The organism is Celeribacter neptunius (assembly GCF_900113955.1).
GTDB classification, from domain to species: domain Bacteria; phylum Pseudomonadota; class Alphaproteobacteria; order Rhodobacterales; family Rhodobacteraceae; genus Celeribacter; species Celeribacter neptunius.
In genome coordinates this window covers 233,580-249,016 of sequence record NZ_FORH01000001.1, presented here as the reverse complement: position 1 = coordinate 249,016, position 15,437 = coordinate 233,580, and the positions used below count along the sequence as shown (strand labels likewise).

The window sequence follows — 15,437 nt, the reverse complement described above, 5'->3', positions numbered from 1 at the left end:
TCGTGAGCGACCGCGCCGACAGGCGTTTGCACATGGGCGGCCACGTCAGAATATTATTCTCACCTTTCACCATCACACCGCCGCCCCGAGGATTGATCGACCGGGCAAATGCGCTTTATCCGGGAGATCATTCTCAGATCTCGGAGACGGCACGATGTATGAAACACTCGGACTGGACATGGGCCCGCGTCAGGCGGCGGTGATCCTCGGGCTCATTCTGGGCCTCGGCTTTGGCGCTCTGGCCGAGGTCTCGCGGTTTTGTTTCCGCCGCGCCGTCGCCGGCCCCAAGGGCGAACGCGGCGGAGCCGCGAGCACATGGCTCGCCGGTCTCGCCACGGCCCTGATCGGCACACAGATCGCCGTTTCGCAGGGGTTGATCAGCTTTGCCGATCACCGCTTCATGGCCACCGACCTGCCCTGGCTCGCCATCACCCTCGGCGGGCTGATGTTCGGCGCCGGCATGGTGCTGACCCGTGGCTGTGTCTCGCGCCTCACCGTGTTGACCGGCTCCGGCAACCTGCGTGCTGGCCTCGTCCTCGTGGTCTTCGCCGTGGTGGCCCATGCCACGCTCAAAGGCGTGTTGGCCCCGCTCCGCAGCGCGCTTGGCGCGGTCACCCTGCCGCTCGGGAGCGCCGCCCTGCCCGGCTCTCCCCTGATCTGGACCGTGCTTCTCGCGGGCGGTGCGGCGCTCTTTGCCCTCAGGGCCTCGACCTCGCGGCGCGACATCCTCCTCGGCGCACTGATCGGGCTTCTGGTGCCCGCGGCCTGGGTCGGCACGGGCTATGTGCTGTTCGACGAATTCGATCCGATTGCGCTCGAAAGCCTGTCCTTCACCTCGCCTTCGGCAGAGACCCTGTTCTGGTCCATCGCCGCCTCTTCCATTCCTGCGGGATTTGGCACCGGCCTTGTGGGCGGTGTCATCTCGGGGGCTCTCGTCTCGTCGCTGTTGTCTGACCGCTTCCGGTGGCAGAGTTTCGAGAGCCCTCGTCAGACCGGGCGCTACATGGCCGGTGCGGCGCTGATGGGCGTCGGGGGCGTGCTCGCGGGCGGTTGCACCGTCGGGGCAGGCCTCTCGGGCGTGCCGAGCCTCTCCATCGCCGCGATTCTGGCCCTCCTGGCCATCGGCACGGGCGGCGCCTTGACCGCCCGGCTTATCCGAGATGATGTTTCTTTATCCGCCGTAGACCAAGCCAGACCGCAAGCACAACCAGCGGAGTGACCATCGCCAGCGCCAGCCCTTTCGACAGACCCAGAGGCTCCAGAAATGGGTAGACCAGATAGCCGACGAGGCTCACCGCGTAATAGCTGATCGCCACCACCGACAGGCCTTCGACGGTTTCCTGCAACCGAAGCTGCAGATCGGCGCGCTTGTCCATGCTTTCCAGAAGCTTCTGGTTCTGCTCCTGACGCCCGACATCGACCTTCGTCCGCAGAAGGTTCGCCGCCCGCGCCGTTCGTTCGGCGAGGCTTTCCAGCTGTCCCTTGGCGGCCTTCACCGTGCGCATCGCCGGATCATAGCGCCGCATCATGAATTCGGAGAACAGCTGGCGCGCCTGAAACCGGCTTTCCCGCAGCACTTCGATCCGCTGATGCACGATGGCCTCATAGGCACCGGTGGCGCCAAAACGGAAATTGCTCCGGGTGACCAATGTCTCGATCCGGGTCGAGAGCCCGAGAATATCGTCCAGAAGCGCCTCGACCGGCACTTCGGCGGGCCCGGTGAGCGTGCTCATCAGCTCGGAGAGCTCCTTTTCGATATCGGCCAGATCGCGCACCACGCCACGCGCCTGCACGAGACCCAGCATCGACATCGCCTTGTAGGTCTCGATCTCGCAAAGACGCTGCACCACCCGCCCGATCCGGCGCATGCCACAATCGGCCCCGGGGAAAAGCGCAAAGCGCATATGCCCGGCCTCATCGATCCGGAAATCCCCGGCGACCACCATCGCCCCGTCGAGCACACGCGCCACGGCGAGGCTCTCGCGCTCGAACCACTGATCGATCCGGCTGACGATGGCCGCGTCGTCCTCGACGGTTTCCACCCGCAAAAGCGCCGAGGTGATCCGCTGCCCGGGCGCCTCGTCGAGCCAGTCCTCGGGGAACAGATCGAACGTGCCCTTGTCAAAGGCACGCTCCGCCACCCCCTCGGCAAAGATCGTGTAAGTCACGAATTCCGTGTGACTTTCCCATTTCAGCCGGAATTTTCCCAAGGGCCCGGTGTAATGGGTTGCGCCGGGCGCCGGATGCGCCGCACCATAGCGATCCAGAAGCGCCAGAAGATGCGCCCGATCGAGATCGCGATCGCGCCGCGCCGCATCGCCCGAGGCCCGGATCGCGAGGTAAGCGACACGGGCGTTGGAATTCACCTCCGGAAACGGCCGGGCGTGAAGTTCATTGGCCAGCTCGTAGCGGCGGGGATGGTCAGTCAGCGGGGCCATGGGGGCTCTCTTTGAAACGGGCTGCGATGTCGCGCGACTATAGAGGGAGATGCCGTCAGGTCAAACAATATATTGACGCATTATCAAAGACTTATCGGAATGCAACGGTATACTTTCGTCGCATGCCGCCGATGTTCGCACCGCGTTTTTCCCTGTTCACAGGCAAACTTCGCCTTAAACTGGGGCAAACCGACGAGACCTCCGGCCGGATAAAAAGAGAGAAAGCGCACATGTTCACAGTCCTTTACGTCACCCTCGGCGCGGTGGCCCTGCTGCTCACGGCACTGATCACGATCTGGCTCTGGCGCCGCCCCGGCTGGACCGGGTTCGAGGGCCGGACGCTCTGGGACTGGATGGGCATCCTGACCATCCCCGCCTATCTCGGCTTCGGCTCGCTGGTGCTCGGGCTGGTGCAACTGGAGATCGCCGAGCTGCGCGCCGAGGAAGCGGCGTTCCAGACCTATCTCGACCGGATCTCGGCGCTGGATCTCGCAGAGCCGCAAAGCCAGGCCATCGCCCGGGCCCAGACCGGCGCGGTGATGACCCAGGTCACCGGGCCGCGTGCCGCCCGCGTGCTGCAGTTCCTTTCCGATTTGGGCGCCCTGAAAACCATCCGCCCCGATCTCGACGGGCATGATCTGCGCAGCGCCGAGCTCAAGGGGCTCGACCTGAGCGGGTTCAGTTTCGAGGAGGCGGATCTGCGCGGGGTGGATTTCGAGGGCGCCCGGCTCTGGAACACCAGTTTCGAAGACGCCAATCTCAAGGGCGCGGATTTCAAGTCGGCGGATCTCTCCGGCACGGATTTCACCGGCGCCAACATGCGGGGCGTGACCCTGTCCCATGCGCTGCTGTCCGGCACCGTGCTCTCCGGGGCGCGTCATTTGTCCGCCGCTGAGCTGGCCCGTGCCTGTGCCGCGGAACGCGCCTGTCGCGAGGCCGAAGAGGAAGAGGACGATGAGGACGACGATTGAGCCGCGCCCTCACCAGACATCCGGTGTGATCCCCTGTTTCTCCAGTTCCGAGAACTTGCCCTGCAGGAAACGCTGAAACGCTTCGCGCTCATAGGCGCCCGTGGCGACATATTCGAGGGCAGCGAGATGATGGAACGGTTTGAAATAGCCCGGCATGGTAAAGGCGGGCGCCGTCCCTGTGGCCGGGTAGATCACCTGTGTCGGGGTGAAATTCACCCCCCATTTCATCGCCAGCCTGCGTTCCTCGAGGTTCTCGCCGTCGAGATCGACGACCTCGCGCGCGCCCCAGAGATCGAGCTGCACCACGTTGAAATGTGCTTTCAGGTACGCGGTGATCTCCGGGCGTTGGAAATTCACCAGATGCAATTCCCGGCAATAGGGGCACCCGCGCTGCTCGAACAGCACGATGAGCCCCTTGCCCGCGGCCTGCGCCTCTTCGAGATCGGGCCCCAGTTCGAGAAAACTGTCCAAAAGGAACGGTTGGTCATACAGCCCGTCCTCGCCCAGAACCGGCGCACCGAACATAGGCGGCGCGAACGGCAGGAGACAGGCAGCGGTGAGAAAGAGACGGCGTTTCATGGCAGGTCCTCCCGCCATGATCATAGCATATCCGGGCCTCAGCCCCTATGCGCAGCGCAGCACCGGGGCACGCGCGCGGGTCAGGCCACGCTCAGCTCGCCCCCCAATTCTTCCGCGACGACATTCATCCAATAGGCCACGCCAATGGGAATGAGCGCATCGTTGAAATCGAATTTCGGCGTGTGGACAAAGGCCGACCCCGGCCCGTCGCCATTGCCGATCGACACGTAAGCCCCGGGGATCTTTTCGAGGTAATAGGCGAAATCCTCGCTCGCGCCGATTGCGGGGGCGTCGGTCACGGTCAGAGCCGCACCGACAGAGGCGGCATGCGCCCGGCCCGCCAGCGCCACCTCGTCTTCGCTGTTCACCAGCGGCGGATAGCCGCGATCATAGGTGACACGCGCCTCGACGCCGGCGGCGATGGCACAGCCCTCGGCCAAGCGCCCGATCTCGCGCTCCAAGGCATCGCGCACCTCCGGACGATAGCTGCGCGCCGTGCCCGCCACCACGACCTCGGAGGGGATGATGTTCGGGCTGGCGCGCTCGCCCCCTGCGACATGGCCGATCGAGACCACAGCCCAATCGGTGAGCGCCACCTTGCGCGACACCACGTTGGAGAGCGCCACCATGAAATGCCCGGCGGCCACAGTGGGATCGGTGGCCTTTTCCGGCGAGGCGCCATGCCCGCCGGTGCCCACGAACGCGACCTCCCAATCGTCGGAGGCCGATGTATAGGGCCCGACACGGGTGGTGAGTTCCCCCAGCGGCTCCATCGGCCCGTTATGGACGCCATAGATCGCATCGGTCGGGAAGCGCTCGAACAGCCCGTCCTTGATCATCTCATCGGCGCCGCCCCCGCCCTCTTCGGCGGGTTGAAAGACGAAACGCACAGTGCCGGCGAAATCCGGATTCTTGCTGAGTTTTTCGGCCGCCCCCAGGAGCATGGTGGTATGTCCGTCATGGCCACAGGCGTGCATCTTGCCGGGCACGGTCGATGTGTAGGGCACGCCTGTGTCTTCGGTGATATGCAGCGCGTCCATATCGGCGCGCAGAGCGATCGCCTTTTGCCCCGGACGCTTGCCCGTGAGCGAGGCGACCACCCCGGTCTTGCCCAGACCGCGATGCACCTCGAGCCCCAGCCCCTCGAGAAACCCGGCGACGATCCCGGCGGTCCGCACCTCTTCAAAGGCGGTTTCGGGATGGGCGTGGATGTCGTGGCGGATCGCCTCCATCCGGGTGATGAAATCCTGATCTTCGGCGATCCTGTCCGGGGTCATATGCTGCATGGGAAACTCCTTTGTGCGCAGCATGCCCCCGTCGGGGCGGGTTGAAAAGCGCCCTGCGCCGCAACCCGCCTGTGCAGGGCCTCTTCCGCGCGCTCAGGCCGCCTGGAACACCTCTTTCGCGGCATTCAGCCCGTTGATCGCCGCGGGCATGCCGCCATAGACCGCCATTTGCCAGATGATCTCGACGATCTCGCGCTCGCTGGCCCCAGCCGCCAGCGTGTGTTCGATGTTGATCTTGAGCTGCGGCGTGGTCTGGCCCCCCAAAGCGGTCAGCGCCGCGATGGTACAAAGCTGACGCGTTTTCATATCGACGCCGCCGCGGGTGTAATGCCGCCCATAGGCCCATTCGATCAGGGTTTCCGCCATCTCGGGCACCAAATCGTCATAGCGCTCGGAGAGCACCTGTTCCAATGTCGGGTTCATCTCGGCCACCCATGCGCGGCCCTTTTCCAATGCGGTGCTCATTCTTCGTTCTCCTGTGCGATCAACGCGTTGCTTTCCAAATCTCTGTAAATTTCGACCTTGCGATCCATCAGCGCCATGGTGTCCTGCAAAAGCGCCAACCGTTCGCGGATCACCTCGCGATGAGCTTCGAGCAGTTCGCGTCGCTCGGTGTAGGTCTCGGCGCCCCGACGGCGCAGTTTGGCGTAGCGGATGCGCTCGCTCTGCGGCATGCCGGTGGCATTGAGCTGCCCGAGAAAGCCGATCCAACCGATCACATCCTCGGGGTAGTCGCGCCGTCCGGCATCGTCGCGCGGCGGCGGATCGATCAGGCCGATCTTCTCGTAAAAGCGCAGCGTGTCAATGCTGAGCCCGGTGGCCTCGGAAAGGGTGGAAATCTTCATCTGCGAACCTCATTTCATCTGAGTCGCATAGAGCTTACGGGCTGGAGCGCACTCCAGCTCAAGAGGTTTTTCAAAAAACTCAAATGCTCAAAAAGAAAGGGCGACCCGAGGGCCGCCCTGTCATGATGTCCTCTTGTCCTGAAACTCAGTCGAGTTTCGGCAGGAGCGCGTTCATCGAATCCTTGGCGTCGCCGTAGAACATGCGGGTGTTCTCTTTGTAGAACAGCGGGTTCTCGATGCCGGAATAGCCGGTGCCCTGACCGCGTTTGGAGACGAACACCTGTTTCGCTTTCCAGACTTCCAGAACCGGCATGCCGGCGATCGGCGAGTTCGGATCTTCCTGCGCCGCCGGGTTCACGATGTCGTTCGAGCCGATCACGATGACCACATCGGTCTCCGGGAAGTCCTCGTTGATCTCGTCCATCTCGAGCACGATGTCGTAAGGCACCTTTGCTTCGGCCAGGAGCACGTTCATGTGCCCCGGCAGACGCCCAGCGACCGGGTGAATGGCGAAACGCACGTTCTTGCCCTTGCCGCGCAGCTTGTTGGTCAGCTCGGACACCGCCGCCTGCGCCTGTGCCACCGCCATGCCGTAGCCCGGCACAATGATGATGCTGTCGGCCTCGTTGAGCGCCGTGGCAACACCGTCGGCATCGATGGCGATCTGTTCGCCCTCGACTTCCATCGCCGGGCCGGTGGTGCCACCGAAACCGCCGAGGATCACCGAGATGAAGCTGCGGTTCATCGCCTTACACATGATGTAGGAGAGGATCGCACCCGAGGAGCCCACCAGCGCACCGACCACGATCAGCAGATCGTTGCCAAGCGAGAAACCGATCGCCGCCGCGGCCCAGCCCGAGTAGGAGTTGAGCATCGAGACCACCACCGGCATATCGGCACCGCCGATGCCCATGATCAGGTGATAGCCGATGAACAGCGCCATCAGCGTCATCAGGAAGAGCGGGAAAAGCCCACCGGTGTTGAAGTACCAGATCAGCGCCAGAAGCGAGATCGCGGCAGCCCCGGCATTGAGCGCATGACCGCCCGGCAGTTTCGTGGCTTTCGAGGTCACCTTGCCGGCGAGCTTGCCAAAGGCCACGACGGAGCCGGTGAAGGTCACCGCCCCGATGAAGATGCCGAGGAAGAGCTCAACCTTGAGAATATTGAGCTCCACCGGCGTCTTATGCGCGATCAGCGCGGCAAAGGTGCCGAGGTGCTGATCGTGCAGCCAGGCTTGCACACCATTGGCATTGAGCGACTCGGGCGCCGAGGCCAGAAGACCGGCCACGTGACCCATTTCGAAATGCGCGTTGAAGCCGACGAACACCGCGGCCAGACCGACCAGCGAGTGCATCGCGGCGACGAGCTGCGGCATCTCGGTCATTTCGACCTTCTTGGCGACATACCAGCCGATGAGACCGCCGCCGGCGATCAGGATGAGCGATAGGAGCCAGAGCCCCGCGCCCGGTCCGATCAGCGTTGCGAACACCGCCAGCGCCATGCCGGCGATGCCGTACCACACCGCACGTTTGGCGCTTTCCTGACCGGAGAGCCCCCCCAGAGAGAGGATGAAGAGAACAGCCGCGACCACATAGGCCGCCGTCGTAAATCCGAATTCCATTGCCTCTACTCCTTACGATTTCTGGAACATGGCGAGCATGCGCCGCGTGACGAGGAAGCCACCGAAAATATTGATCCCGGCCATGAAGACCGACAGCGCCGCAAGCAGGATCACGATCCAGCTGCCCGAACCGATCTGCATCAGCGCGCCCAAGATGATGATCGAGGAGATCGCATTGGTCACGGCCATCAGCGGCGTGTGCAGCGAGTGCGACACGTTCCAGATCACCTGGAAGCCAATGAAGACGGAGAGCACGAAGACGATGAAATGCTGCATGAAGGAGGCAGGCGCCACCAGGCCCACGCCCAGCAGAAGCGCTGCGCCGACGGCGATCAGCGTCACCTGCTGTTTGGTCTGCGCCTTGAACGCGGCCACTTCGGCGGCGCGTTTTTCCTCGGGCGTCAGCTCGACCACCGGGGCTTTCGGCTTCGCCGCGATCGCGGCCACTTTCGGCGGCGGCGGCGGGAAGGTGATCTCGCCCTCATGGGTCACGGTGGCACCGCGAATGACGTCATCTTCCATGTTGTGGTTGATCTGACCGTCCTTCTCGGGCGTCAGGTCGGACATCATGTGACGAATATTCGTTGCGTAGAGCGTCGAGGCCTGGGTCGCCATGCGCGACGGGAAATCGGTGTAGCCGATGATGGTCACGCCATTCTCGGTGACGATCTTCTCATCCGCCTTGGTCAGCTTGCAGTTGCCGCCTTTCTCAGCCGCGAGATCGACGATCACCGAGCCGGGTTTCATCGCCGCGACCATGTCCTCGGTCCAAAGCTCCGGGGCTTCGCGGTTCGGGATCAGCGCAGTGGTGATGACGATGTCCATCTCCGGCGCCAGCTCGCGGAACTTCGCCAGCTGGGCTTCGCGGAACTCGGGCGAAGACACAGAGGCATAGCCCCCGGTGGCGGCGCCGTCCTGTTGTTCTTCCTCGAAGTCGAGATAGACGAACTCGGCGCCCATCGACTCGACCTGTTCGGCCACTTCCGGACGCACGTCGAAGGCGTAGGTCACGGCACCCAAAGAGGTCGAGGTGCCGATGGCGGCGAGGCCCGCAACCCCTGCGCCGACCACGAGCACTTTCGCCGGCGGCACCTTGCCCGCGGCGGTGATCTGACCGGTGAAGAACCGGCCAAAGTTGTTGCCAGCCTCGATCACGGCGCGATAGCCCGCGATATTGGCCATCGACGAGAGCGCGTCCATCTTCTGCGCCCGGCTGATCCGCGGCACCATTTCCATGGCGATGACATTGGCACCGGATTTCTTGGCGGCTTCCATGCCGGCCTCGTTGCCGCCCGGATTGAAGAAGGAAATCAGGGTCTGACCCTTTTTCAGCCGCTTCATCTCGGTGGCGTCGGGCTGACGCACCTTGGCCACGATGTCAGAGGCTTTCCACAGCGCCGCAGCGGTCTTGACGACCTCGACACCGGCCTCTTCATACGCCTTGTCCGAGAACCCGGCGAGCACGCCCGCCCCCGCCTCGATTGCACATTCATAGCCAAGCTTCTGAAGCTGCTTGGCACTCTCAGGCGTCAACGCAACCCGCGCTTCGCCCTCGAAAACTTCCTTAGGAACACCGAATTTCACGTGTTGATCCTCTTTTCCCCAGTCCTACAACGATTGCTGACACCTTCCTTACCCAATTGCGGCGGCGCAGCGCAACAATATTGCGTACACACCACAACAATTATGACAAGAAGTCACAACCAACGTCGCGTTCTTTCGGCCCAGCTTTGAAATTCAGAAGCAAATTTCGTGCCAAGCCATTTCTCTTCCTCGGCAATAAAACGTCTTTGTATCACCGCCATAAAGACGGGGATCAGCAAAACGCCTGCCGGGCTGCCGTACAGTAATGAAAAGCCCAAGAGAGTAAAGACATCGCCCAGATAAATCGGGTTTCTCGTAAATCTGTAAATTCCGTCGGTGACGATGTCGGAGGGCACGCGATGCGGGATCACCGTGGTATGGTGGCGCCACATGGCAAAGACCGCGGCGATCATCAGCGCAACACCCAGCGCGACCAGCCCGCCGCCGATCCCCTTGAGCCAGAGCGGCGGCGCAAACCCCAGCCCCGCCCCGGCCAAAGCCCAGGCCAGTGTCAGAAATCCCAAAAGCCAGATCGGCGGATAGTCGAGTGTTTTCGCAAGAAATGTCATAGCGGAAAGCTAGCCCGAGACAGAGGGTTCGGCTAGAAGCCAGATCATGAAATTTCCCGTGACACTTCGCCCCCTGAAACTCAGAACCTTGTCCGAGGCGGATGCGGACGCCTGCTATGCGCTGTTTCACCGCACCGTACATGGCGGAACGGGTGCCTTTTACGAGGCCGAACAGCGTGCCGCCTGGGCGCCCGACCGGCCCCATGCGCCAGAGACCTGGCCCGCGCGACTGACCGAAGGCTTTTCTATCTGCGCCACCCGTGGCAGCAGGATCGTAGGCTTTTTCACCATGGGCCATGACGGTCATATCGATTTCGCCTATGTCGCATTGGAAGAAATGGGCAAGGGCACGGCCGCGCGGCTCTATGAGGCCTGCGAGACCGAAGCGCGACGTCTCGGACTGCAGCACATGGAGACCGAGGCCAGCCATCTCGCCCGCCGCTTCTTCGAGAAACGCGGCTGGCGCGTCGTAGCGCGGCAGACAGTCATCAGAGATAGCGTCGGGATCGAGAATTTCCGGATGGAGAAGCGGCTGTGATCCGCAAGAAGACGGTGTAAGCTTAAGAGAGCAAGAAGCGCGACAACACCTTGGGCATTCATATGAAATTCACTTGGCCTCTCATTTCGCTGGGCCTTTTCACGGCCAGCGCAGGCGCAAACTATCTCACTCAGATCTATGGCGCCCCGAGAGTATTCGTTCTGGCGACCGGCGGCGTGGCCATGCTTGCCTTGCTGTCAGTCATGGCATGGATTTGGGTTTCGATATCCAAATTCCTTGAGAAGATCAGCACCGGCACGAGCATTCCGATGTACAAGGATCTCTATGGTCGTAACGATGACGAAGGCGAGTGATAAAGACCAGCGATGTAGACCAGTGTTTCCTCGGTCGACCGCCCTTTCGAAGCAGCCGCCAAGAGCTTTACGCCACTTCCGAGACCCGACCCCGCCGGGCTTCGGCGAAATCGCGGACGGCAACGCCGAAAGCTTCGAACAGAGGCCGCGAGACCGGGTCTTCGCCGGCGCGGTATTCCGGGTGCCATTGCACGGCCATGGCAAAGCCCGGCGCGTCTTTGACATAGATCGCCTCGGGCGTGCCATCGGGGGCATAGCCCTCGATCACGATGCGGGCGCCGGGCCGTTTGATCCCCTGCCCGTGCAGCGTGTTGGTCATCACCTCATCGGTGCCAAAGAGTTTCTCGAACATCCCGCCCTTCGACAGCCGCACCGGGTGGCGCAGGGCGAATTTTTCCTCAAGCGAGCCATCCGGGGGCATGCGGTGGTTCATCCGCCCCGGCAGGTCCCGGATCTCCGGGTAGAGCGTGCCCCCCATGGCCACGTTCACCTCCTGAAAGCCGCGGCAGATGCCAAAGAAAGGTTGGCCGGCCTCGACGCAGGCGCGAATGAGCGGCAGGGTGATGGCGTCACGGCACCGGTCAAAGGCACCATGCGCCTCGGTTTCCTCTTCGCCATATTCCTCGGGATGGACATTCGGTCGCCCGCCGGTGAACAGGAAGCCGTCGCAGGTCTCCATCAGCTCGTCGACGGAGACGAAATTCGGATGGGCCGGGATCAGCAGCGGCATGCAATGCGACACTTCGGCGACAGCCTCGGCATTCATGCGCCCTCCGGTATAGGCCGGGTAGGTTCCATTGAGCATGTCTGTATTGCCGATGATGCCGACGACGGGTCGTGTCATGATTTGCCTTTCCTTTTCGCCAAAGATAGCGGCTTTCGCAGGTGAGAAAAGACTTAGCCGCGCGCAGTCCCTCTGCATCAGCGCGCGGCTCGCATGCTTTGCTGTGAAAATCTGCGCAGAACGCACAGAAAGCCTCATTTGAGGGCTCTCCTGTAAGAGATGCCCCCCTCATCTCGGCGCTTCAGCGCTGCGCCTTGAGCTCCAGCCGCCGCGCATGCAGCACCGGTTCGGTATAGCCCGAGGGTTGCACCCGGCCCTTGAACACCAGATCGCAGGCCGCTTTGAAGGCAATCGTGTCATAGGACGGCGCCATCGGCAGATAGGCCGGATCACCGGCATTCTGACGGTCCACCACCAGAGCCATCTTTTTCATCGCCTCCATCACACGCTCTTGCGAGACCACGCCGTGATGCAACCAGTTGGCCAGCCCTTGCGAGGAAATCCGGCAGGTGGCGCGGTCTTCCATCAGACCGACGTCATGGATATCCGGCACTTTTGAGCAGCCGACGCCCTGATCGACCCAACGCACCACATAGCCGAGGATGCCCTGGGCGTTGTTTTCGATCTCATCGGTGATCTCACCCTCGGACCAGTTCACGCCTTTCGCCACCGGGATGGTCAGCAACTCGCCGAGCGTGCCACGGGCACCGCCTTTCGCGATCTCGTCCTGTACGGCAAAGACATCGACCAGATGATAATGGGTGGCATGCAGCGTCGCGGCCGTGGGGCTTGGCACCCAGGCACAGGTCGCGCCCGCCTTCGGATGGCCGATCTTGGCCTCCAGCATAGCGTTCATCAGGTCCGGCATGGCCCACATGCCCTTGCCGATCTGCGCCCGGCCCTTGAGCCCGCAGGCCAGACCGATATCGACATTGCGCTCCTCATAGCTCTTGATCCAGGGCTGATCCTTCATCTCCCCCTTGCGGATCATCGGCCCCGCTTCCATCGAGGTGTGGATCTCGTCGCCTGTGCGGTCGAGAAAGCCGGTATTGATGAAGGCCACACGATGTTTCGCGGCGCGGATGCATTCCTTGAGATTGGCCGAGGTCCGGCGTTCCTCATCCATGATGCCAAGTTTCACCGTATATTGGTCGAGCCCGAGGATCTCTTCGACGCGGGAGAAGATCTCATCGGCAAAGGCGACTTCCTCCGGTCCGTGCATCTTCGGCTTGACGATATAGACGGAGCCCTCGCGCGAGTTCTTCGGACCTTCGGCCTTTTGCAGATCGTGCAGCGCAATCATCACCGTCACCAGCGCATCCATGATCCCTTCGCCGATCTCGCGGCCTTCAGCGTCGAGGATCGCCGGGTTGGTCATCAGATGGCCGACGTTCCGGACCAGCATCATCGCCCGGCCTTGCAAGGTGAGATCGGAGCCATCCGGCGCAACATAGCTGCGATCCGGGTTCAGCGCGCGGGTGAAGGTTGCACCGCCCTTCGAGACCTCTTCGGTGAGATCGCCTTTCATCAGGCCGAGCCAGTTGCGATAGGCGCCGAGCTTCTCCTCGGCGTCGACCGCAGCGACGGAATCCTCGCAATCCATGATCGCGGAAACGGCGGCCTCCAAAAGAATGTCGGAAATCCCCGCCTTGTCCTGCGCCCCCACGGGCGTCGAGGGATCGATCACGATGTCGATATAGAGCCCGTTCTTGCTGAGCAGGATATGACCGTCGGAAGATCCCGCGAATTGCGACGGATCGGCCAGACCGGTTTCCCCCATGGCACCCGAGATCAGCAGGAGATCGCCCTTGACCGAGAGCCCGATGACATCGGCCCAGGACCCGCCCGCCAGCGGCGCGACCTTGTCGAGATGCGCCTTGGCCCAGGCGATCACCCGGGCGCCACGGGCGGCATCGTACCCCTTGCCACCCCCATTTTGGCCCGGCAGATCGCCCAGCGCATCGGTGCCGTAAAGCCCGTCATAGAGCGAACCCCAGCGCGCATTGGCGGCATTCAAGGCATAGCGCGCATTGGTGATCGGCACCACCAATTGCGGTCCCGGCTTGGTGGCGAATTCCGCGTCGATCTTGGAGGTCTCGACGGTGAAATCCTCGCCCTCGGGCAGGAGATATCCGATCTCGGTCAGAAACGCCGTATAAGCCTCTGCGTCGTGATCCTGGCCCTTGCGCGCCAGATGCCATTCATCGATCTGGCTCTGAATCGCCTCGCGTTTCTCCAAAAGCGCCCGGTTCTTCGTCCCGAAATCACGCACCATACCGGCGAGCCCGTCCCAGAACGCCTCCGCACTCACCCCGGTGCCCGGCAGGGCCTCGGCGTCGATGAATTGGGCAAGCTCCTGGGCGACCTTCAGGCCGGATTTGTCGATGCGGGTCATATGGGAATCACCTGATTTTCGGAAAGATCAGGTCAAACTAGCGTGTTTCCGATCGGAAACAACCTCTCACCCCAATCACTTAGGCATAAGGCTAAGTTTTTCTTGCCTCAGCGCCATTGCCACTCAATACTTAGCCACATGGCTAAGCATGATTCCCAACTCGACATCCTCTTCACCGCCCTTGGCGATCCGACCCGGCGCGAGATCCTCACCCGTCTCGCCCGCGGCCCCGCCACGGTCTCGGAATTGCACAACGCCCATGACGGCTCCAAAGACATGGCCCTGCCCTCGTTCATGGGACATCTGAAGAAACTGGAAGAGGCCGGGTTGATCACCTCGGAAAAACGAGGCCGCGTGCGCAGCTGTCGGCTCAACCCCGGCGCGTTCAGCCCGGTACAAAGCTGGCTCGAGACCCAGCGCACCCTCTGGTCGGAACGGCTCGACCGGTTCGACGACTATGTCACAAATCTGATGAAGGAACGCAAAAATGGAACTGGACCCAAAGACTGATCTCAGCTTTACCCGCACCCTGCCGGTGCCCCGTGCCCTGATCTGGGAATGCTGGACCTCGCCCGAACATATTCCGCAGTTTTTCATCCCGCGGCCCCACCGGGTGACCAGCTGCGACATCGATTTGCGGGTCGGCGGACGGTTCAACACCACATTCGAGGTCGAAGGCAATATGATGGACAACAAAGGTGTCTATCTCGAACTGATCCCCGAGAAAAAGCTTGTCTTCACCGACAGCTACGCCGAGGGCTGGAAACCCGCGCCCGATCCGTTCATGACCGCGATCCTCGAACTCTCTGACTGTGCGGAAGGCGGCACGATCTATACCGCCACGGCGCGGCACCGTTCGCCCGAAGCCAGACAGACCCATGAGGACATGGGGTTTTACGGCGGCTGGGGCATCGTCGCCGATCAGCTCGTGGAATACATTCGAGGACTGATGTGATGGAAAACACCGCAAGCCGCACCATGACGCTGTCGCGCGAGATCGCCGCACCAGTTGAGCTGGCCTGGACGGCCTGGACCGACCCGGAGGCCCTGCCGCAATGGTGGGGGCCAGACGGGTTCAGCTGTCGCACCACGCGGATCGATCTGCGCGAGGGCGGTGAATGGGTGTTCGACATGATCGGCCCGGACGGGACGGTGTTTCCCAACCATCACCGCTACACCCGCGTGATCCCGCTCGAACGGATCGACTACGACTTGCTTTGGGGTGAAAACGGCCCGAAACACGCGGATGCCAGCGCCATATTCGAAGATCTGGGAACCGGCTGCCGGATCACGCTCGAAATGGTTTTCGTCACCGAAGCGGAATATCAAGAGGCCAAGGGCTTTGGCGCGGTCGAACTGGGACTGCAGACGCTGGGCAAGCTTGCGGTCTTCATTGGGGCCGACTGACCATCCCGACATCACGCACCTCCCGGGGGCGCAGTGCCTGCGGCTTTGCGCCCAATCCCCTTTGCGTTACCGCCGGTTGCAGCCCCCGCGGCGGCAAACTAACGTT

General features: G+C 62.4%; 17 protein-coding genes. 7 read left to right on the top strand and 10 right to left on the bottom strand.

Annotated elements, in window-relative coordinates; genetic code table 11:
• The first annotated feature begins 154 nt into the window (after positions 1–154).
• Positions 155–1,219, top strand: coding sequence for a YeeE/YedE family protein (locus BM151_RS01270; protein ID WP_090055979.1), 1,065 nt, complete (start codon positions 155–157; stop codon positions 1,217–1,219).
• On the opposite strand, the gene BM151_RS01265 is transcribed toward BM151_RS01270, so the two are convergent.
• Complete coding sequence (locus BM151_RS01265) at positions 1,152–2,438, bottom strand: DUF3422 family protein (RefSeq protein ID WP_090055976.1); 1,287 nt, start codon at positions 2,436–2,438, stop codon at positions 1,152–1,154. The two genes, BM151_RS01270 and BM151_RS01265, sit on opposite strands and share 68 nt — an antisense overlap.
• Before the next feature lie 230 nt (positions 2,439–2,668).
• Between BM151_RS01265 and BM151_RS01260 the strand changes: the two genes are divergently transcribed.
• Positions 2,669–3,409 (top strand): pentapeptide repeat-containing protein, encoded by a 741-nt coding sequence (locus BM151_RS01260; RefSeq protein ID WP_177212988.1) that lies wholly within the window; start codon positions 2,669–2,671, stop codon positions 3,407–3,409.
• 9 nt (positions 3,410–3,418) lie between these two features.
• Here BM151_RS01260 and BM151_RS01255 read toward each other — a convergent pair whose 3' ends face one another.
• The 7 genes from BM151_RS01255 to BM151_RS01225 form a co-directional block, all read right to left on the bottom strand.
• On the bottom strand, positions 3,419–3,988 hold the full coding sequence (locus tag BM151_RS01255; RefSeq protein WP_090055966.1) for a thioredoxin family protein: 570 nt from the start codon (positions 3,986–3,988) through the stop codon (positions 3,419–3,421).
• Positions 3,989–4,068: 80 nt separating this feature from the next.
• Positions 4,069–5,274, bottom strand: a complete 1,206-nt coding sequence (locus BM151_RS01250; RefSeq protein WP_090055962.1) for an amidohydrolase — start codon at positions 5,272–5,274, stop codon at positions 4,069–4,071.
• A 93-nt stretch (positions 5,275–5,367) separates the two neighbouring features.
• Positions 5,368–5,739: a carboxymuconolactone decarboxylase family protein gene (locus tag BM151_RS01245; RefSeq protein WP_090055960.1), complete on the bottom strand. Its 372-nt coding sequence runs from the start codon at positions 5,737–5,739 to the stop codon at positions 5,368–5,370.
• On the bottom strand, positions 5,736–6,119 hold the full coding sequence (locus BM151_RS01240) for a MerR family transcriptional regulator (protein ID WP_090055957.1): 384 nt from the start codon (positions 6,117–6,119) through the stop codon (positions 5,736–5,738). Before BM151_RS01240 ends, BM151_RS01245 begins: the two co-directional genes overlap by 4 nt.
• Positions 6,120–6,264: 145 nt before the next feature.
• Positions 6,265–7,740, bottom strand: coding sequence for an NAD(P)(+) transhydrogenase (Re/Si-specific) subunit beta (locus tag BM151_RS01235; protein ID WP_090055955.1), 1,476 nt, complete (start codon positions 7,738–7,740; stop codon positions 6,265–6,267).
• 12 nt (positions 7,741–7,752) lie between these two features.
• Positions 7,753–9,324 carry a Re/Si-specific NAD(P)(+) transhydrogenase subunit alpha gene (locus BM151_RS01230; RefSeq protein WP_090055952.1) on the bottom strand — a complete coding sequence of 524 codons (1,572 nt, stop codon included), beginning with the start codon at positions 9,322–9,324 and terminating at the stop codon, positions 7,753–7,755.
• Positions 9,325–9,437: 113 nt separating this feature from the next.
• Positions 9,438–9,848, bottom strand: a complete 411-nt coding sequence (locus BM151_RS01225; protein ID WP_177212987.1) for a methyltransferase family protein — start codon at positions 9,846–9,848, stop codon at positions 9,438–9,440.
• 91 nt (positions 9,849–9,939) lie between these two features.
• Between BM151_RS01225 and BM151_RS01220 the strand changes: the two genes are divergently transcribed.
• Positions 9,940–10,431 carry a GNAT family N-acetyltransferase gene (locus BM151_RS01220; protein ID WP_090055949.1) on the top strand — a complete coding sequence of 164 codons (492 nt, stop codon included), beginning with the start codon at positions 9,940–9,942 and terminating at the stop codon, positions 10,429–10,431.
• Between the two features lie 62 nt (positions 10,432–10,493).
• On the top strand, positions 10,494–10,745 hold the full coding sequence (locus BM151_RS01215) for a hypothetical protein (RefSeq protein WP_090055948.1): 252 nt from the start codon (positions 10,494–10,496) through the stop codon (positions 10,743–10,745).
• 67 nt (positions 10,746–10,812) lie between these two features.
• Here BM151_RS01215 and BM151_RS01210 read toward each other — a convergent pair whose 3' ends face one another.
• Together BM151_RS01210 and BM151_RS01205 are read right to left on the bottom strand one after the other, a co-directional pair.
• Positions 10,813–11,589, bottom strand: a complete 777-nt coding sequence (locus BM151_RS01210; RefSeq protein WP_090055946.1) for a gamma-glutamyl-gamma-aminobutyrate hydrolase family protein — start codon at positions 11,587–11,589, stop codon at positions 10,813–10,815.
• Between the two features lie 181 nt (positions 11,590–11,770).
• Positions 11,771–13,924, bottom strand: coding sequence for a malate synthase G (locus BM151_RS01205; protein WP_090055944.1), 2,154 nt, complete (start codon positions 13,922–13,924; stop codon positions 11,771–11,773).
• A 138-nt stretch (positions 13,925–14,062) separates the two neighbouring features.
• On the opposite strand from BM151_RS01205, the gene BM151_RS01200 reads away from it, so the two are divergent.
• The 3 genes from BM151_RS01200 to BM151_RS01190 are packed head-to-tail and all read left to right on the top strand — an operon-like array spanning position 14,063 to position 15,331.
• Complete coding sequence (locus BM151_RS01200; RefSeq protein ID WP_090055943.1) at positions 14,063–14,434, top strand: ArsR/SmtB family transcription factor; 372 nt, start codon at positions 14,063–14,065, stop codon at positions 14,432–14,434.
• Positions 14,412–14,879 (top strand): SRPBCC family protein, encoded by a 468-nt coding sequence (locus BM151_RS01195; RefSeq protein WP_090055941.1) that lies wholly within the window; start codon positions 14,412–14,414, stop codon positions 14,877–14,879. The genes BM151_RS01200 and BM151_RS01195 overlap by 23 nt, the downstream gene beginning before the upstream one ends.
• Positions 14,879–15,331 (top strand): SRPBCC family protein, encoded by a 453-nt coding sequence (locus tag BM151_RS01190; RefSeq protein ID WP_090055938.1) that lies wholly within the window; start codon positions 14,879–14,881, stop codon positions 15,329–15,331. Before BM151_RS01195 ends, BM151_RS01190 begins: the two co-directional genes overlap by 1 nt.
• Positions 15,332–15,437 lie beyond the last annotated feature (106 nt).